Raw genomic sequence first — 17,824 nt, forward strand, 5'->3', positions numbered from 1 at the left:
GCCGCCGCTGACCTATAGTCCATTCCTGATCGTGTCCTAAGGGGAGTCGACGTGGCCAACGGCAACCGCGCGGTGCGCCAGCCCGGGCTGGACGAGTTGCGGCTGCTGGCGAAGGTGGCCCGGATGTACCACGAGAAGGGCATCCGGCAGCCGAAGATCGCGGCCGAGCTCAACCTCTCCCAGGCGCGGGTGTCGCGGATGCTCAAGCAGGCCGTCGAGGTCGGCATCGTGCACACCGTGGTGACCATGCCGAGCGGGGTGCACAGCGACCTCGAGGACGAGTTGCAGGGCCGGTACGGGCTCCGGGACGCGGTGGTCGTCGACACCGCGGGCGCCGGGGACGACGTACTGCCGGCGTTGGGCTCGGGTGCGGCGGCGTACCTGGACATGACGCTGACCGGTGCGCACGTGATCGGCATCTCGTCCTGGAGCGAGACGCTGATCAGTGCGGTCGACCGGATGCCGCGCAAGAGCGTTCCGGTGGTCGACCGGGTGGTCCAGATCGTCGGCGGCCTGGGTGACGCGGCGGTGCAGATGCAGGCGACCCGGCTGACCGCGCGGTTCGCCGAGCTGACCGGTGGGATGCCGGTCTACCTGCCCGCGCCCGGACTGGTCGGGACGCCGGCGGTCCGGCGGGCGATGATGAACGACGTGTCCGTTCGGGACGTTCTGGGCACCTGGGGACAGCTCACCGACGCCCTGGTCGGGATCGGCAGTCTCGAGCCCTCGCCGCTGCTGCAGCGCAGTGGGAACGCGGTCGCCGAGGCCGATCAGGACGAGCTTCGCCGGCTCGGTGCCGTCGGTGACGTCTGTTTCCGGTTCTTCGACGAAGAGGGAAGGCACGTGCGCTCGACGTTCGACCAGCGGGTCATCGGGGTGACCGCCAAGGAGTTGCTCGCGGTGCCGCGCCGGATCGGCGTCGCGGGCGGGGACCGGAAGTTCTCCGCGATCCGCGCCGCGCTGCTCGGGGGCTGGGTGAACATCCTGATCACCGACCTGGCGATGGCCCATCGCCTTCTCGGCGAGTGATGGAGCGGGACGAGCAGCGGGAGGTCTACCGGACCCTCGACCTGGCGTTGCGGGTCGGTGAGGTGCTGCTGTCCAGCGGCGCCGGTACGGCGGACGCGACCGCGACAATCCTGGGTGTGACCGCAGCCGGTGGTCTGCGCGGCTGCGAGGTCGACATCACGTTCACCTCGATGGCGATCTCGTACCAGGCGGCGCCGGACGTCGCGCCGGAGACGCACATCCGGCTGGTCCGCTACCGGTCGCAGGACTTCTCCCGCCTGACCGAGGTCGATTGGCTGGTACGGCGGTTCGCCCGCGGCGACCTGACCCGGGACGAGGCGAGTCGCGAACTGGCCCGGCTGACGTCGGCGGGTCCGCCGTACCCGCGCTGGACCGCCGTACTCGCCTGGGGCGTGATGGCCGGCGGCGCGACGCTGCTGCTCGGCGGAGGCTGGCTGATCACGCTGGTGGCGGTCGTCACCGCGGTCGTGATCGACCTGAACAACCGGTGGTTCAGCCGGCAGCGACTGCCCGCGTTCTACCAGCAGGTCGCCGGCGCGTTCGTCGCGAGCGCGGTCGCGCTGATCCTGTACGCCGTTCATGCTCCGGTGAAACCGTCGTTGGTAGTTGCCGCGGGCATCATCATGCTGCTGGCCGGGATCGCGCTCACCGGTGCTGTCCAGGACGCGATCACCGGGTACTACGTGACTGCGGCGGCCCGCCTGCTGGAGGCGATGCTGCTGACCGGCGGGATCATCGCCGGTGTGAGTCTGGGGCTCGCACTAGGTCTCAGGTTCGGTCTGAACGTCGGTCTCGAGGCGCAGACGATCCAGTTGGCGAACCTGCCGATCATGGTCGGCTCCGGTGCGCTGATGGCGGTCGCGTTCGCCTACGCGTCGTACGCGCCGCTGCGGGCCCTGCTGCCGGTCGCGGTGATCGGCGCTGCCGGGTCGCTGGTGTTCACGCTGATGACCCGCGCAGACTTCGGGCCGGCGTGGTCGACCGCTGCGGCCGCGTTCACGGTCGGGATCGGCAGCTACTCGCTCGGTCGCCGGTTCGGCGTGCCGCCGCTGGTCGTGGTCGTGTCCGGGACGATCCCGTTGCTGCCCGGACTCACGATCTACAAGGGCTTGTACGAGCTGATGAGTCTGGGCGACCTGCTGGGCATCGTGAGCCTCGCCACCGCGGTCGCCATCGGCGTCGCGATCGCGTCGGGCGTCATCCTCGGCGAGTACGTCGCACAGCCGATCCGCCGCGAGGCCCGGCGCCTCGAGGATCGCCTCGCCGGCCCCCGCCTGGTCGGCCCCCGCCGCCCCATCCGCCCCCGCCGCACCCGCCCCCGCCCCCGCCGCACCAGCGCTCGCCGTCGGCGCCGGCGCTCGGCCGAAGCGTCCTAACCCCCGCACCCCCGCGCCCCGCTGGTGGGTCAGCCCACGCGGCCCCGCACCCCCGCACCCCGCGCCCCGCTGGTGGGTCAGCCCACGCGGCCCCGCGCCCCGCGCCCCCGCACCCCGCACTCCCGCTGGTGGGTCAGCCCACGCGGCCCCGCGCCCCGCGCCCCCGCATCCCGCTGGTGGGTCAGCCCACGAGACGGTGGGTTGGCCAGCCGCACGCGGTGGGTCAACCCACTGGGTGTTGGGCTGACCCACCAGACGAGGTACCGCGGGGGACAGGCCCGGAGCCGGAGGCCGGGGCGGGGTCGGCGTTCGAGGCGTACCGCGGGGGCAGGCGCGGCCGGCGGCCGGGGCGGCAGGCGGGCCGGCGGCCCGGGGCGGCGGGCGGGGCGGCGGGCGGGGGCGGGGGTCAGTGGCGTTCGAGGCGCCAGATCTGGGGTTGGAGGTTGTTGCAGGTCCAGACCTGCACGTCGGCTCCGGGCGCCGGCGAGCTACCGGCCACGTCGAGGCAGAGGTGCTGTTCTGGCCGACGAACGTGTAGTAGCCGCGGCCCACGTTCACCGCCCGCCAGCGCTGCCAGCCGCCGTCCTGACACGTCCACTGCTGGACGTTCGCACCGGTCTGGAGGAGTTGCTCGCGACTTCGCGAGGACGAGGACCAGACGCCTCACCGGATCTCCTCGACGACGACGTCGTCCAGTTGCAGCCAAACGTCCTGACTGTGGCCGAAGAAACCGCCGTACAGCTGGACGAGCGACTCACGTCCCGAGTCGAAGTCCACACTGACCTTCGTGTACGCCGGATGCGCGCCGCCGGTCTCCTGCGCGATGGTCTTGCCGCGGAGAGTGCGGACGCCGAGCATCGTCTCGGAGTTGTTCTCCGCGGTCCGCATCCAGGCGGACAGGCGGTACGTGTGATGGGGGCGGACGGCAACGGTCTGCTGGAGCTGGTGCGTGCCGATCGAGTCGCGGACGTACGCGTTGTTGGCGCCGCTGTGGCCGAGGTTGGTGCGGTCGATGCCGCCGCGTCCACTCAGTTGCCAGGGTGCGGTCGGCGTACTGCCGGTCTGGGCTTCGAAGCCGGGATCGGTGACCAGGTTGGTGACCTGTCCGTCGTCAGTCAGCTTGGTGTGCATCAGGAACACGTTGTAGGGGTCCCACTGCGACATCGTGAAGTACAGGTCCGGGCCGGACGACCACGGGTGCATGAAGGTGCCGTACAGGCCGGGGTAGTCGGTGCCCTTGACAACGACCTGCTCACCGCTCCACGGTCCGGTCAAGGACTTCGCCGAGCGCAGTACGACGGAGGCCCGCGACTCGTCGAGGTACATCATCAGCCACTTGCCCAGGTAGGCGTTGTACTGCACCGAGACTTCGCTGATCGGACCGACCGCGATCGGCGCCGCGGTGGACTCCTGCGGTGACCAGGTCCGGCCGTCCCAGTAGCGCCAGGCCTTCTTCTCCAGCACGAGCTTCTCCGGGACCCGAGCGACGTGGGCGTTGCCGAAGCGTCCGTTCGGCGTACCGATCATGTAGACGTAGCCCTGGTCGCGGGTCAGCGCGACCATCTGGAAGTTGTCGTCCCAGGCCGTGGTGTTCTGCCAGCGCGCGTCCGCGTCCTTGGTCCAGGTCTCGCCGTTGTCGTCGGAGTAGGCGAAGCCCGAGTAGTTGGTGAACCAACTGCCGGCCGGACCCCAGTAGTTGACCGACATGTACTGCACGTACTGGCGCTTGCCGACCGAGATGCCCGCCGTCGGAATGACCGTGTGCTCGTCGCGGTCGACCTTCTTGCAGTCCAGGAACTGCTTGGCGTGGCCGGGCCGGTCCTCGGCCGCGGAGTCCAGCGTCATCCCGTCGGCCAGGTTGCGGTCCTTGCTGCGGAGGAGCAGGTTGCACCGCCAGTCGATGGTGGCCTGGTCGCCGGTTCCACCGCCCGGCCCGGTCCAGCCACTGCCGTAGCTGTCACCGAACGCGGTCAGGATCTCCCCGGATCCGTTGTCCCACAGGATGCCGAGGTCGGTCGCCTTCAGCCCGAACCGGGCCTCGGTGTCGTTGATCGACTCCGGCCCGGTCAGCTTTGCGACCCGCTCGGCGGGCGACGGTACGGGCGCGGCCTGGGCCGGTGGGGACTGGTCGGCAGGCACGAAGGCCGCTCCGATCAGGGCAGGGACGAGGAGCAACCATCGTTTCCGCATGCGTGTCTCCTAGGGCGGGAGGGCGGGGCTTGGCTGAGAAATCGATTTCCGGTCACGGTAACCTCGGCTGTCACGACGGTCAACGGCTGGCGTGTGGTTTACTGCCGACTGGTGCGATTCCAGGTGTGACGGTCGGGAGTGATCCCGGGCCCGTCGGCTCCGCCGGACGGCGGAGTGACCCGGCAACGACCGGGGCCATGCGGTGATACCCCGCTTCAGCTCGGACCCGTGCGGGTCCCTGGCCGGATCTTTCTGCCGGAGAGCGAAGCATGTTCACAGGACGAATCGAGCACACCGCCACGGTCGTCGAGGTCACCGACGACGTACTGCGGATCAAGTCCGGACTCCAGGTTGCGCCGGGTGGTGCGGCCTGTGTCGACGGGGTCAGGTTCACCGCGGAGCCGGCCGCCCCGGGCGAACTCCGGGTGACCGTTACCGCCGAGACCCGGCGCCGTACGACGCTGGATCGCATCACCTCCGGTACGACGGTGCACGTCGAGCTCCCGGTCGCGGTGGGCGACCGGATCGACGGTCACCTGATCCAGGGGCATGTCGAGGGAGTCGGCAAGGTGCTCCGGGTCGACGACGAACCGGCCGGCCGCCGGGTCTGGATCAAGCCGCCGGACCGCTTGCTCGCCCGGCTGGTCGCGAAGTCGTCGGTCGGGATCGACGGCGTGAGCATCACGGTCGCCGAAGTGCTGAAGGACCGGTTCTCGGTCGTTCTGGTGCCGAACACCTTGCAGAAGACGAAGCTCGGGACGCTCGTCGAAGGCAACCGAGTCAACCTGGAGAGCGACCTCCTTGTCAGGATGGCGCGCGAGGGGCAGGGTCCCGAGTTGCTGCGGGCGGTTTCGCAGTTGCCGTGGGCCGGTCAGTTGAGCGGCGAGATCGGCGTGCAGAAGGTGGTTGCGCAGATCGCCGCCGGTGGCGGTGTCGTCGTGTGGGATCCGACGGCGGAGAGTGAGGGCGATGTCGTCTTCGCCGGTGAGCGGTTCCGGCCGGAGGGGATGACGTTCCTGCTCACGCAGGTCTGCGGACACACGACGATTCCGTGTGCGGCCGACGTACTAGAGCGGTTGGAGATCCCGCCGATGCCGGGTGAGGGCGACCGGCAGGGGACCGCGATGCATGTGTCGGTGGACCTGGCGTCCTCGTCCGGGACCGGGGTGGCCGCGGCCGAGCGGGCGGCGACGATCCGCCGGCTGGCGTCGGCGGATGCCGTACCGACCGACTTCCTGCGGCCTGGGCACGTGTTTCCGCTCGCGGCGCGGCCCGGGCTGCTGGCCGAAAGGCAAGGGCACACGGAGGCGACGGTCGCGCTGTGCGTCGCGGCCGGGCTGGCGCCGGTCGGCGTGTGCTGCGAGGTGATGCGACCGGACGGCGTGATGGCGGGACCGGCCGACCTGGAGCAGTTCGCGCTGCGGTGGGAACTGCCGATGATCGACATCCACGACCTGGAGCGCTGGCTGTGAAGGGCTCCGAGGTGTACGACGATCCGGCGTTCCTGCACGGCTACCGCGAACTTCGGCGGACCGGGCTCGGGTTGAACGATGAACTCGAGATCCCCGCGATGGACGCCGTACTGCCACCGGTCGGGGAACTGCGGGTCGTCGATCTCGGGTGTGGTGAAGGTGGTCTGGCGGTCCGGCTTGCGGAGGCGGGTGCGGACGAGGTGACTGCCGTCGACGCTTCGGAACAGATGCTGGCAGCGGCGGCTCAGCATCCGGCTGTTCGTTATGTGCGGTCGGATCTGGCCGACTTCGATCTGGCGCCGGCGTGTGCGGATCTCGTGGTCAGCAGCATGGCGCTGCACTACGTCGAGGACTTCGCCGACCTGGTCGCGCGGGTCGCCCGATGGCTGACGCCGGGTGGCTCTTTCGTGTTCTCGGTCGAGCATCCGGTGATGACGGCACCGGTGATCGCCGCCGACTGCGTTGTGGACGACTACGCCGACGAAGGGGTACGGCGGCGGTCCTGGTTCGTCGACGGTGTGATCAAGTATCACCGCACCGTCGGCTCGACGCTGGCCGCTCTCCGCCGGCACGGCTTCAGCCTCAACGTGGTCGACGAGCCCCTCCCGACTCCCGACCAGGTCGCCCACCACCCGCACCTCGCCATCCACCGCCGCCGCCCGCCTGTGCTGCTGGTCGCATCCAGCCTGGGGTGACCTTCGCCGTGGCGAGCCGTTAGAGTTACCGACTGGAAACATCGGCTGATCGCCGGGGTGGCCCGGCGGGCTCGGAGGATCGACGTGGCTTTGGGTAGGACATCCCCGCGGGACCTGCCGCTGTTCGCGGATCTGTCCGGACGTGACATCAGGGACATCTTCCGGGCCGGCGAGGAGGTCTCCGTGCCGGCCGGCTGGTCGCTGATCCTGGAGCAGACCCCGCCGGACGCGGCGTACCTGATCCTGAGCGGTACGGCGGCGGTCCGGGTGAAGGGCGAGGAGATCGCCGAGCTCGGCCCGGGTGACATCGCCGGCGAGGTCGCGGTCCGGAAGAACACGTTGCGCACGGCAACGGTCACCGCGAAGTCGCGGCTGCAACTGCTGCACTTCACCCGGGAGAAGTTCGACGAGCTGACCCGCAAGTTGCCCGCGTTCCGCGATGCCATCGACGCCACCATCGTCGAGCGTCGTGGCTCCTGAGGGACTCCGGCGTCGTGGTTCCTGAGCCTGGCGCCGCCGATCCGGCTGCGAACGGGCAGGTGGATCTGGCCGGCATGCAGCGGGAGTTCGAGCGGGCGTTGCTGGGCGGGGAGCGGAAATTCACCCGGCTCGAGGTGTCGGAACGGGCCGGGATCTCGAGCGACCGGGCCGAGCGGATGTGGCGCGCGCTCGGGTTCGCGACCGTGCCGGACGACGAGGTCGCCTTCACCGACGACGACGTCGAGGCGCTGAGGCTGGTCGCCGCGCTGGAGGACGACAACTTCGTCGCCGAGGAGATGGAGTCGTCGCTGGCCCGCAAGCTCGGCCAGACCCAGTCCCGGCTGGCGTCCTGGCAGTCCGCGATGTTCCTGGAGTTCCTGGGCGGCTCGAAGCTGTCCGCGGACGAGGCGATCGAGGTGGCCGGGCAACTGCTGCCCGCGATGGAGCGCCTGCAGACCTACGTGTGGCGCCGCCACCTGGCCGCGGCGGCCGGGCGCGCGGTGGCCGGCTCCGACGAACTGGCCCGCGGGATCCGGGCGGTCGGCTTCGCCGACATCGTCAGCTACACCCGGCTGGCCCGGCGGATGACCGAGACAGAGCTCGGCCAGCTGATCGAGCGGTTCGAGGGCATGGCCGCTGACGTCGTCGCGCTGAACGGCGGCCGGGTGATCAAGTCGATCGGCGACGAGGTCCTGTTCGTCACCGACACCGCGGCCCAGGGCGCGGCGGTCGCGCTGGCCCTGCAGGAAGCCGTCACCGCGGCCGGAGACCTGCCCGCGCTGCGGATCGGTCTCTCCTACGGCAGCATCCTGATCCGGCTCGGCGACGTGTACGGCGAGGTCGTCAACCTGGCCGCCCGCCTCACCGCGGAGTGCAAGCCCGGCCGCGTCCTGGTCGACCGCGAGCTGGCCGCGGCCCTGGACGGTCACCCCGCCTACCGCCTGCGCCGCCTCCGCCGCGTCTCGGTCCGCGGCTACCACCACCTCGTCCCGTACGCCGTCCAAAGGGGTTGAGTCACAATAGTTGCGTGCGCAATATCCTGACGGCGGCCGACCTGATCCGGGCGAGTGCCGGCGATCCGTTGATCGTCTGGGCGGGGCAAGGCTTCAGCGAAGGCGTTCGAGCCTGGTACGACGGCGACGCGGTGGCCGTGGCGGCGCCGGATCTCTCGAAACGGGACCGACTGGCTGTCGCCGGGCCTGTGGACGCTGTGGCTCGGTTGACGTCGAAGGTGGTTGCCGAGGTAGGACCGACGTACCGCCCTTTTGGTGATGAGCAGTTGCTGAGGGAGCTGGCGGATCGCGTGCCGGGGATGGAATTCTCGGCATCGTTCGGCTGGATGGACACGGCCGAGGTGCCGGTGGTGACGACCACGGCGGCCTGGCTCGACGGCGAGGACGGCGTGGAGGAGTTGCTGACGGAGGCCTCGCCGTCGTCGTACGCGTGGCCCGGGCGTGGCGGCGTACGGCGGTGGGCGGCGGTGACTGGTGACGGTGGTGAGCTGCTGAGTATCGCGGCCGATGCCTGGAGTGCGCCGGAGGTCGGGTTTCTGGCCGGAGTCGCCACCCGGTCCGTTGCTCGAGGCAAGGGGTTGTCGCGGCAGGTGTGTGGGTTCGTGACCGCCGAGCTGGTCAAGCGGCACGGGCGGGCGGCGCTGATGGTGGACCGCGACAATGCTGCCGCGATCGCGGTCTACCGGCGGCTCGGATACACGTACCGCAGCGTTGCCGCGGCCCGGATGGAGAGCTAGCGCGTCGGTGAGACGGTCAGCGTGACTCCTGGCTTCGGCGTCGGGGCCTTGGCGGTCGGCTGGGTGCTCTTGGCCGGCGTCGGGTTGGGAGTCGGCGTCGGGTTCGGAGTCGGGGTGGGTGGGAGTGACGTGGCCGGGGCCGGTGGCGGTACGAACGGCGCCTTGGCGGAGTCCATGCAGGTTGCCTCGTCGACGTTCCCGTTCTCGTCCGGGCTGACCACGGCCTGCGGGAAGAGGTTGCCGGTCTGTGGCTGGTGCCCACCGTAGTTCGCCGCGCAGTCCTGCAGCGGCAGGCTGATCGGGTTGCCGTTCTGGTCGTACAGACGCACTGAGACCTGCTTGCCCTGGGCATCGAACGGGTAGAGGTTCGAGACGTCCGTCCCGCCGTACATGAGCCCGTCCGGCGGGTTGTACGACGACGAGCTGCCGCGGTAGTCGCCGTAGTTGTTGAGGAACCCGAACGACGCACCCATGTACGCCGCGACCAGGAAGGCCGGGACGGCGATCGTCGCGACGACGTTGAGGGGTACGACGTACCACAGCCAGCGGCGGTCCTGCTGGGTCCGGCGGCCGATCCAGATCGAGACCGCGGCGCCGGCCAGCGAGCCGACCACGGTGACCGCACCGGCGCCCCACAGCGCGAAGAACCCGCCGCCACCGATCACGCCGCGGACCACCCACCAGACCGGCTGGCCGATCGAGACGAGCTCGTACCGGACGTTCGGCGGGATCTGCTCGATCATGTCGCGGATCGCGGTCGCGCCCCGCTCACCTCGAGGAGTGTCCAGCACGATCCGGGGGTCGTGACCGCGCAGCGCCCGGACCCCGAGGTACGCCGCGCCGAACAGCACCGCGAACCCGACGAACCCGAAGAACGCGCTCTCCGCGTGCGACCAGGCGAAGACGCCGATGGCAACGAAGAACGGGCCGACGGTGGCCGCGATCAGGCCCCAGCGCAGCGCCCTCCGGCCGGCGTCGCGATCGGCGACCGGCTGCGTCCGTGGCGGATAACCGGCCGCGGTCCGCAGTTCGTCGGCGTACTGCCGCGGCGTGCCCAACCGCTCCTGCAAGGCGGCGGAGGTCGGCTCCTCGTCGAACTCGCCGACCACCTCGGAGAGGTGACCGCTGACGTCCTCGAGCACGTCCTCCAGCTCGCCGGCCGGCAGGTCGCTCAGCTCGGCCCGCACCTGGGCCAGGTAGGTCGCGACCGCTCCGGTCAGAGTGCTGTTCACGCCGCCTCCTTGTCCAGCAGCAGCACCGACATCGTGTCGGCGAAGTGGTTCCAGGTCTGGGTGGACCGGTCGAGCAGCTCACGGCCGGTCTTGTTCAGCCCGTAGTACTTCCGGTGCGGCCCTTCCTCACTCGGTTGCACGTACGACGTCAAAGCGCCCGCCGCGAACAACCGCCGCAACGTCCCGTACACCGACGCGTCCGCGACATCCTCCAGCCCTGCCGCCCGCAGCCGCCGCAGTACGTCGTACCCGTAGCCGTCCGCATCCCGCAGCACCGCAAGCACGGCAAGATCCAGCACACCTTTGAGCAACTGGCTCGTGTCCATGACCCTCCTCGGCGCACCGGGAGGAAGGACCCCTCAGACCATCCTCCCGGTGCTCTACCCAGCACACTACTACACACTGCGGAGTACTCCACACCGCGACAACCCGTGGTCCGCAATTTCGATCAAGTGCGCTGGGGGGTGGGGAGTGCAGAGTGGGGGTATGGCGGATGTGTTCGAGAAATTCGTGGCGGTGGTGGCCGAAGGGTTGGCCGGGCCGTGTGAGGTGGTGAACGGCTCCGATCTCGCGGGGCGGGTGCACCTGTCGCGATTCCATTTCGATCGGGTGATCGGGGCGGTGGCGGGTGAGTCGCCGTTCGCGTTCCGGCGCCGGTTGTTGCTGGAACGGGCGGCGTACCGGTTGCTGGCCGAGCAGGTCGCCGTACTGGATGTCGCGGTCGAGGCCGGGTACGGGTCGCACGAGGCGTTCACGCGGGCGTTCGCCAGGTCTTATGGGATGTCGCCGCGGGAGTGGCGGCGAGAGGCGTCGCGGGTGTTCTTCCTGGCGGCGCCCAGTGGGGTTCATTTTCAGCCACCGGCGGGTCTGCGCCTGCCGGCCAGGGAAGAGGTGAGAGGCATGGACGTACTGGTCAGGATGGTCGAGCACCACGTCTGGTTGACCGGCGAGATGATCGAGCGCGGTGGGCGGCTCGACGCGGCGACGCTGGACCGGCCGATCGAGCTCTCGGTGGAAGGGATCGACGACGACATCTCGATTCGGTACCTGCTGGACCGGCTGGTCTGGCAGGAGGAGATGTGGCTGGCATCGGTGGAGGACCGACCGTTCCAGGTGCCGGAGTGCGGGCGGCAGGTGGTCACACCGATCTCCGAGCTCCGCACCCGGCACGCTCAGGCGGGATCGCGGTTCGTTGCCCTCGTCAACCAGTTGAACGAGGACGGCCGCTTCGACGAGAGCTTCGTCGACACGACGTGCGAACCACCGCGCGTCTTCACGTACGGCGGAATGGTCGCGCACGTACTCACGTTCGCCGCCCACCGGCGCTCACTGCTGATCGGCGCCTTCTACACCGCCGGCATCACCGACCTCGGCTTCGGCGACCCGATGCAGTTCGTTGCTGAAAGCAAATAGGCTGTGGGGTGTGAGGGTTTGCGATCGCAGTACTGGATGAGGTCACCAATGAGGTGGCCGAGGCGTTCGGGCGGTTGATACCGCAGTTGTCGGCCCTGACGGAGGGCGCACTCCGCAGGGCCGGCCTCGCCGGCGCGAAGACCGTGGACCTGACCTCCCGCCCTTCCCGTGGTGCCGCGAACCGCCTGTACGAACGCCTGGGCTTCCAACTGCGCGAGTCCAGCGTCTACGGCTTCTCGAAAAGCGGATGGCTTCGGCGGCGACGTCGTACCAGACCTGGCCTTCGTAGGTGGTGGCTCGGTGGGTGGAGAATCCTGGTGTGCTGCTGGCGACCAGTTACCTTCGCGCTGTCGGCTCCGTCGTACTGATGACGGGAGTGGCTCGAGGAAGGTAACGACGTGACCGGAACAGGGCCGGAGGATGCCCTGGCGAGGGCCTTCGACCAGCAGCGCGCTCGTCTCGTGGCGGTGGCCTATCGGATGCTCGGTTCGCGTCGCCTACCTCGCCATGGCGATCTTCGTAGCCTGGGGCCGCTTCAGCTCTTTGGCCGGCTGAGTAGTGTGCGGGTTGTGAGTGTTGCGATCGAGGTGCTGGGTGAGGTCACCGACGAGGTGGAAGAGGCTTTCGGCCGGTTGATGCCGCAGTTGTCGGCGTCGGCTGAGCCGCTCGATCGGGAGGCGTTGGAGCGGTTGGTGTCTTGTCAGACCAACACGGTTCTGCTGGCGCGCAGTGGTGACACGATCGTGGGCACGTTGACGTTGGTGATGTTCCCGATTCCCACCGGCCTGCGGGCGCGGATCGAGGACGTCGTGGTCGACGACGCAGCACGCGGCCAAGGAGTCGGCGCTGCGTTGACTGAAGATGCCCTCCGCATCGCGCGGTTGGCAGGCGCCAAGACAGTCGACCTGACGTCTCGCCCGTCGCGCGCAGCAGCAAACCGCCTGTACCAACGCCTAGGCTTCCAACCCCGCGAGTCCCAGGTCTACAGGTTCACGTTCGAGTAGTCCCGCGCGTTGGTCGCCTGGAGTTCAGTTGGTGGGGTCGTGGAGGTCCGGGCGTTGGGACGGGGTCTTGATGTCTACGTCGATCGGCTGGACCTTGGCCGGCGCCGGGACCTCGCCGGTCGTGAGCGGGAGGTTGAGTTTGCTGCCGGCCAGGTCGATGTCGATGGTGGCGCCGGTGTCGTTGGGGGTGGTCCATTCGGTGTCGGACAGGGTGACGGCGAGGCCGAGGATGCGGCCCTTCGGGATCACCTCGTCCTGGGCGCGGAGGGGGACGTCGACCGTGGTCCACTGGCCGGGCGTGAGCGGTGTCGGCATGCTCAGTGAGGCGCTGTGGGCGGCGTCGATCCAGCCGCGGCCGACGATGCCGTGGTCGCTCTGCTCGGTGAGCTTGTCGACAGTGAAGTAGCAACTGTCGTCGTAGTCGACGCTCGACCCTTCACACGTGCTGTCATCGGTACGACGTACGCCGGTGTACCGCTCCGCATCGCCGTACTCGATCAGGCGCGCGGTGACCGGCGTGGTGATCGAGTCGGACTTGATCCTCAGCGTCACCGTCGGCGTACCGCTGATCCGGATCGACCGCGGCAGTGGCGCGGACAGGAACATCTGCCGGCCCGCGATCACCTCGGACGGGTCGGCGACGATGTCGTCCTCCGTCAGGTCCGGATCGTCGGTGACGGTGACGGATCCCTTGCCCAAGGCACCTAGTTTGCCGGAGGACAGCGGCACCGGGATCGAGTGGTTCACGGCCGGCCAGGTCTTGTAGTCGCGCCACACGTCGGGCGCGGTCTCGACCGATGCCATCGGCTCCTTCATCACACCGTTCTGCAGGCCCTGCAGCCAGTAGTCGAACCACTTGTGCAGTTCGTCGACCCATGCGTCGCGGCGGAACTCGAACGGATCGACATGGTCCTCGAGACCCAGCCAGAGCTTGCGCGGCACGTTGTTCTTCCCCAGCGCCGCCCACCACTGGGAGAAGTGGTTGGTCTGCACGTTGTAGTCGCTCAGACCGTGCGTCATGAACACCGACGCCTTCACCTTGCCGGCGTCCTTCAGATAGTCCCGCTCGGCCCAGAACTTCGTGTAGTCGCCGGTATCGTCGTCGTCGTTGTCCCCGAGATCACCGCGAACCGCTTCACAGGCAGGGCTGTCGTGGCCGACGTACCCACCCAGCCAGGGCATGTAGTCGTCGGAGTACGGCACACCGCCGGAGCGGGTGTAGTCGTACCACGAGGAGATCGCCGAGATCGGCACGATCGTCTTCAGCCCGCGTACGCCAGTCGCCGCGACACCGTTGGCCAGCGTGCCGTCGTACGACTTGCCGATCATGCCGACCGCGCCGTTGGTCCAGGTCGCGCGCACTGGTTGGCCGTCCGCGGTATGTGCGCTGTTGCGGCCGTTCAGCCAGTTGATCACCGCAACCACGGAGTCGATCTCGTCCTTGCCGCCGACGTCGCCGCAACCGCTCGACCGGCCGGTGCCGACGATGTCGACGCCGACGACCGCGTACCCGCGCGGGACGAAGTAGTTGTCGTAGTACAACGGCATCTTCTGGATGACGCCGTTCTCGTCGTACGTCTTCTTCTCGCTCTCGTTGCCGCGTCCGCAGCAGGAGTAGTACGGCGACGCGTCCATGATCACCGGGATGCGCAGGCCGGTCAGTTCGGTCTCGCTCGGCCGCACGATGTCGACCGCGATCACGTCGTCCTTGCCGTCGGAGTCGGAGTCCATCGTGGTGTCGACGTACACGGACTCGCGGACCGCGGAGGCGTAGTCGTAGATCGGCTCGGTGCTGTGCGTGGCCGGGTCGACGTACGGTGGTACGCCGGTCGCGGCCGGTGGCGGAGTGACCGGCGTACCGGAGTCGTCCGGGAGCGGCGCAGCCGCAGCGGTACCGGTCACGGTTGCAAGGCTGAGCACGGTGGACGAGACCAGGATCGTCATCCTGGCGCGGACGGTCGTCATGGCTGGGAAGGCTAGTCACTCCCGCGTCCCAATGCCAGGTTCTGCCGGGATTGGCAGCGACTTGACTGCACACAGCGTGACCGGACGTGGCTGTGCAGCGGTGACGGAGCGCGAATTCCGATAGGGTGACCGCCACCGCCCAGGGGGAGAGTACGGAAGGGTAGGCCAGTGAATCTTCGAGCACCGGTGACATTGCTGGACGTGGCACAGCGCGCGGGTGTGTCGGTCGCGACCGCCTCTCGCGTGCTCAACGGAGGGGACCGGGTGCCCCGTCCGGAGCTGCAGGAACGGGTCAAGGCCGCCGCCGACGAACTCGGCTACACGCCGAACGCGCAGGCGCAGGCCCTGGCGAAGTCGTCGACCAACCTGGTCGGCATCCTCGTGCACGACATCGAGGACCCGTACTTCGCGGCGATCGCGAACGGCGTGATGCGGGCCGCGGACGAACGCAACCTGCTGGTGATGATGGCCAGCACGTTCCGCGACTCCGACCGCGAGATCGCCTACCTGTCGTCGTTGCGGGCGCAGCGGGCGCGGGCCGCGGTGATGATCGGCAGCCGGCGTACTGATGAGGCGAGCCTTGCGCGGACGGCGACCGAGGTGGAGACGTTCCTCAACTCCGGCGCCGGCCTCGCCCTGGTCAGCCAGTCCGGGATGCCTGCGCACACGATCGAGCCCGACAACCGTGCCGGTGCGGCCGAGATGGCGCGTTCGCTGGTGCGGTTGGGCTGGCGCAAGTTCGCCGTACTCGGTGGACCGGACAGTCTGGCGACCGCGCGCGATCGGCGCGAGGGATTCGTTGCCGCACTCGCCGACGCAGGACTGCAGCCGCTGGTGGTGCAAGCCGGCGAGTTCACTCGCGACGGTGGGTACGCCGCTGCCGGCGAACTGCTGGATCGCAAGGCCGACGTGGATTGCCTGTTCGCGGTGAACGACGTGATGGCGGTCGGCGCGATGTCGGCGTTGCGGGCGCGCGGGGTCGACGTACCGAACGAGATCGGCGTGGCCGGTTTCGACGACATCGCGACGCTGCGAGACGTGTGGCCGGGGCTGACCACGGTTCGGCTGCCGTTGGAGCAGATGGGCCGGCGCGCGCTGGAGCTGGCGATCGCGGGTGGCGAGCCGACTACGGAGACGTTCAAGGCCGAGGTGGTCCTGCGCGAAAGTACCGCCAGAGCCTGAAATATGCTCGCGGACGTGACCGAGTCCGCGTTCGTCTCCGAGATCTTCGACCCGTCGGCCTGGAAGCAGGTGGACGGGTTCGAGTTGACCGACATCACCTACCACCGGGCGGTCGACGCGGGGGTGGTGCGGATCGCGTTCAACCGGCCAGAGGTGCGCAACGCGTTCCGGCCGCACACCGTGGACGAGCTGTACCGGGTGATGGACCACGCGCGGATGTCCACCGACGTCGGCTGCGTGCTGCTCACCGGCAACGGACCGTCGCCGCGGGACGGCGGCTGGGCGTTCTGCTCGGGCGGCGACCAGCGGATCCGGGGCAAGGACGGTTACAAGTACGCCGAGGGCACCACGGCGGAGAGCATCGACCCGGCGAAGGCCGGCCGGCTGCACATCCTCGAGGTACAGCGGTTGATCCGGTTCATGTCGAAGGTCGTCATCTGCGTCGTACCGGGCTGGGCCGCGGGTGGCGGGCACAGCCTGCACGTCGTCGCGGACCTGACGCTGGCGTCCGCGGAACACGCGCGGTTCAAGCAGACCGACTCGGATGTGGCGTCGTTCGACGGTGGCTTCGGTTCGGCGTACCTGGCCCGGCAGGTGGGGCAGAAGTTCGCGCGGGAGATCTTCTTCCTGGGGGACGAGTACTCCGCGGAGGACGCGTACCGGATGGGCATGGTCAACAAGGTCGTGCCGCACGCCGAGCTCGAGGCGGTCGCGCTGGAGTGGGGCCGGAAGATCTGCGGGAAGTCGCCGACCGCGCAGCGGATGCTCAAGTACGCGTTCAACCTGATCGACGACGGGCTGGTCGGCCAGCAGTTGTTCGCCGGTGAGGCGACCCGGCTCGCGTACGGCACCGACGAGGCTGCCGAGGGTCGCGACGCGTTCCTGGAGAAGCGCCCGGCCGACTGGTCGCCGTACCCCTACGCGTTCTAACACTCATGGATGGTTAGTTAGCAGAAAATCTTGCGCGAACTGCTGACAGTTCGCGGTAGATCGCCTACGGTCGGCGCTATGGACAACCTCTCCCGCCGTGGGTTGCTGGCCGGTGCCGGTGCGATGCTCGTCGCCGGTGCCGTCGGATCACCCGCCGTCGCCCGCCCATCCAGCCTCCCGCCGAGCCGACGTTTCGCCCTGGACGGGCCGGGTGGCGAACTGTTCCGCAGCAAGCCGCTGGCCGACGTGACGGTTATGCAGTCGATTGCCTTCGACAACGTGAACCAGCGGCTCTTCACCGGGCAACTGCGCTCCAAGACAGCCTCGAACAGCGGTGATCTCACGCTGACGCAGCTCAGTCTCGCCGGTGACGTCGTCGGGCACATGTACCTGAGCGGGTTCGGTCACGCCGTCTCGATCGGGGCCGAGGCGGTCGGGCGTACGACGTACCTGTGGACCGAGACCGATGTGGACACGGTGAACGCCCGAGGCCGCCAGATCGCCCGCTTCCGCTGGCAGGACGGCGCGACGCTGACCAAGGAGTCCCCGGGGCTGCGGAGCTGGAAGCCGGTCGCGGACGGTGCCGTGTTCACCCCGTCGGTGGATCAGCGGCACGGACAGATCGGGATCCGGCACACGCTGTCCGACGGCTTCCACATCAACGTCTACTCGCTGATCGCCGCCCGGGCGGGCGACTTCTCACGCCCGATCACGTCGTTCAAGCAGCCCGCGATGACCGAGGGCATCGACTTCCAGGGCTGGGCGCTGTACGGCTCGTACGTCTACCTCTGGGAGGGTGAGGCGTACACCGGTGCGCCCGATCCGGCACTGTTCACCTCGAAGCTCTGGTGCTTCGACATCAACAGCGGCCAGGTCGTCGAGTCCGTGCGAATCCTGGACGGGGCAGACCTGGTGTATCGCGAGGCCGAAGGCGTCGGCGTGCACGTCGACCGGTTCGGGCGCCCGCGGCTCTGCTTCGGGTTCGCCTCCGGCGTCACCGGCGACCGGCGCGCCAACCTCTTCTTCCGCAACACCCTCGTCTAGCCCTACTGGGCGATGCCGTACAAACGATCACCGGCGTCTTACTGCGCCACGCCGTACAGGCG

General features: G+C 69.0%; 17 protein-coding genes. 12 read left to right on the forward strand and 5 right to left on the reverse strand.

The genetic code is table 11. From position 1 onward, the window contains the following. Positions 1-51: 51 nt before the first annotated feature. Positions 52-1,029, forward strand: coding sequence for a sugar-binding transcriptional regulator (locus ACIBG5_RS08230; RefSeq protein WP_202872801.1), 978 nt, complete (start codon positions 52-54; stop codon positions 1,027-1,029). Continuing rightward, positions 1,029-2,405, forward strand: a complete 1,377-nt coding sequence (locus tag ACIBG5_RS08235) for a threonine/serine exporter ThrE family protein (protein ID WP_396390847.1) — start codon at positions 1,029-1,031, stop codon at positions 2,403-2,405. Before ACIBG5_RS08230 ends, ACIBG5_RS08235 begins: the two co-directional genes overlap by 1 nt. Positions 2,406-2,811: 406 nt before the next feature. On the opposite strand, the gene ACIBG5_RS08240 is transcribed toward ACIBG5_RS08235, so the two are convergent. Then, positions 2,812-3,072, reverse strand: a complete 261-nt coding sequence (locus tag ACIBG5_RS08240) for an RICIN domain-containing protein (protein WP_396390848.1) — start codon at positions 3,070-3,072, stop codon at positions 2,812-2,814. Then, entirely contained in the window at positions 3,069-4,595 is a 1,527-nt protein-coding gene (locus ACIBG5_RS08245; RefSeq protein WP_396390849.1) for a DUF4185 domain-containing protein, read from the reverse strand. Before ACIBG5_RS08245 ends, ACIBG5_RS08240 begins: the two co-directional genes overlap by 4 nt. Positions 4,596-4,864: 269 nt before the next feature. Between ACIBG5_RS08245 and ACIBG5_RS08250 the strand changes: the two genes are divergently transcribed. From ACIBG5_RS08250 to ACIBG5_RS08270, 5 genes are all read left to right on the forward strand, one after another. Next, entirely contained in the window at positions 4,865-6,067 is a 1,203-nt protein-coding gene (locus ACIBG5_RS08250; protein WP_396390850.1) for a 3,4-dihydroxy-2-butanone-4-phosphate synthase, read from the forward strand. Then, positions 6,064-6,762 (forward strand): class I SAM-dependent methyltransferase, encoded by a 699-nt coding sequence (locus tag ACIBG5_RS08255; protein WP_396390851.1) that lies wholly within the window; start codon positions 6,064-6,066, stop codon positions 6,760-6,762. Before ACIBG5_RS08250 ends, ACIBG5_RS08255 begins: the two co-directional genes overlap by 4 nt. A gap of 84 nt (positions 6,763-6,846) precedes the next feature. Then, the gene (locus ACIBG5_RS08260; RefSeq protein WP_131365731.1) at positions 6,847-7,242 is read left to right on the forward strand and encodes a cyclic nucleotide-binding domain-containing protein; all 396 of its coding nucleotides are present in this window, start codon (positions 6,847-6,849) and stop codon (positions 7,240-7,242) included. A gap of 14 nt (positions 7,243-7,256) precedes the next feature. Then, positions 7,257-8,255, forward strand: a complete 999-nt coding sequence (locus ACIBG5_RS08265; protein WP_396390852.1) for an adenylate/guanylate cyclase domain-containing protein — start codon at positions 7,257-7,259, stop codon at positions 8,253-8,255. 14 nt (positions 8,256-8,269) lie between these two features. Next, positions 8,270-8,992, forward strand: coding sequence for a GNAT family N-acetyltransferase (locus ACIBG5_RS08270; protein WP_396390853.1), 723 nt, complete (start codon positions 8,270-8,272; stop codon positions 8,990-8,992). Here ACIBG5_RS08270 and ACIBG5_RS08275 read toward each other — a convergent pair. After that, positions 8,989-10,224, reverse strand: coding sequence for a DUF1700 domain-containing protein (locus ACIBG5_RS08275; RefSeq protein WP_396390854.1), 1,236 nt, complete (start codon positions 10,222-10,224; stop codon positions 8,989-8,991). The genes ACIBG5_RS08270 and ACIBG5_RS08275 overlap by 4 nt on opposite strands. Further along, positions 10,221-10,550 carry a PadR family transcriptional regulator gene (locus tag ACIBG5_RS08280; protein ID WP_396390855.1) on the reverse strand — a complete coding sequence of 110 codons (330 nt, stop codon included), beginning with the start codon at positions 10,548-10,550 and terminating at the stop codon, positions 10,221-10,223. The genes ACIBG5_RS08275 and ACIBG5_RS08280 overlap by 4 nt, the downstream gene beginning before the upstream one ends. Positions 10,551-10,710: 160 nt before the next feature. Here ACIBG5_RS08280 and ACIBG5_RS08285 point away from each other — a divergent pair, with 160 nt between their 5' ends. Next, positions 10,711-11,637, forward strand: a complete 927-nt coding sequence (locus tag ACIBG5_RS08285; protein ID WP_396390856.1) for a helix-turn-helix domain-containing protein — start codon at positions 10,711-10,713, stop codon at positions 11,635-11,637. A 398-nt stretch (positions 11,638-12,035) separates the two neighbouring features. Continuing rightward, positions 12,036-12,641, forward strand: a complete 606-nt coding sequence (locus tag ACIBG5_RS08290; protein WP_396390857.1) for a GNAT family N-acetyltransferase — start codon at positions 12,036-12,038, stop codon at positions 12,639-12,641. A gap of 24 nt (positions 12,642-12,665) precedes the next feature. Here ACIBG5_RS08290 and ACIBG5_RS08295 read toward each other — a convergent pair whose 3' ends face one another. Then, on the reverse strand, positions 12,666-14,606 hold the full coding sequence (locus ACIBG5_RS08295; protein ID WP_396390858.1) for a Xaa-Pro dipeptidyl-peptidase: 1,941 nt from the start codon (positions 14,604-14,606) through the stop codon (positions 12,666-12,668). A gap of 168 nt (positions 14,607-14,774) precedes the next feature. Here ACIBG5_RS08295 and ACIBG5_RS08300 point away from each other — a divergent pair, with 168 nt between their 5' ends. From ACIBG5_RS08300 to ACIBG5_RS08310, 3 genes are all read left to right on the forward strand, one after another. Further along, a complete protein-coding gene (locus tag ACIBG5_RS08300; RefSeq protein WP_396390859.1) occupies positions 14,775-15,788 on the forward strand; it encodes a LacI family DNA-binding transcriptional regulator in 1,014 nt (337 codons plus the stop codon). 3 nt (positions 15,789-15,791) lie between these two features. Next, positions 15,792-16,718, forward strand: a complete 927-nt coding sequence (locus ACIBG5_RS08305; protein WP_396390860.1) for a 1,4-dihydroxy-2-naphthoyl-CoA synthase — start codon at positions 15,792-15,794, stop codon at positions 16,716-16,718. Positions 16,719-16,796: 78 nt separating this feature from the next. Further along, positions 16,797-17,762, forward strand: a complete 966-nt coding sequence (locus tag ACIBG5_RS08310; protein WP_396390861.1) for a hypothetical protein — start codon at positions 16,797-16,799, stop codon at positions 17,760-17,762. Positions 17,763-17,824 lie beyond the last annotated feature (62 nt).

Source organism: Kribbella sp. NPDC050241, from assembly GCF_044459685.1.
Lineage (GTDB): Bacteria > Actinomycetota > Actinomycetes > Propionibacteriales > Kribbellaceae > Kribbella.

Coding starts and splice junctions, on each gene's coding strand:
- ACIBG5_RS08235 (WP_396390847.1), top strand. CDS start 1,029: ATGGAGCGGGACGAGCAGCGGGAGGTCTACCGGACCCTCGACCTGGCG.
- ACIBG5_RS08245 (WP_396390849.1), bottom strand. CDS start 4,595: ATGCGGAAACGATGGTTGCTCCTCGTCCCTGCCCTGATCGGAGCGGCC.
- ACIBG5_RS08250 (WP_396390850.1), top strand. CDS start 4,865: ATGTTCACAGGACGAATCGAGCACACCGCCACGGTCGTCGAGGTCACC.
- ACIBG5_RS08280 (WP_396390855.1), bottom strand. CDS start 10,550: ATGGACACGAGCCAGTTGCTCAAAGGTGTGCTGGATCTTGCCGTGCTT.
- ACIBG5_RS08285 (WP_396390856.1), top strand. CDS start 10,711: ATGGCGGATGTGTTCGAGAAATTCGTGGCGGTGGTGGCCGAAGGGTTG.
- ACIBG5_RS08295 (WP_396390858.1), bottom strand. CDS start 14,606: ATGACGACCGTCCGCGCCAGGATGACGATCCTGGTCTCGTCCACCGTG.
- ACIBG5_RS08305 (WP_396390860.1), top strand. CDS start 15,792: ATGCTCGCGGACGTGACCGAGTCCGCGTTCGTCTCCGAGATCTTCGAC.
- ACIBG5_RS08310 (WP_396390861.1), top strand. CDS start 16,797: ATGGACAACCTCTCCCGCCGTGGGTTGCTGGCCGGTGCCGGTGCGATG.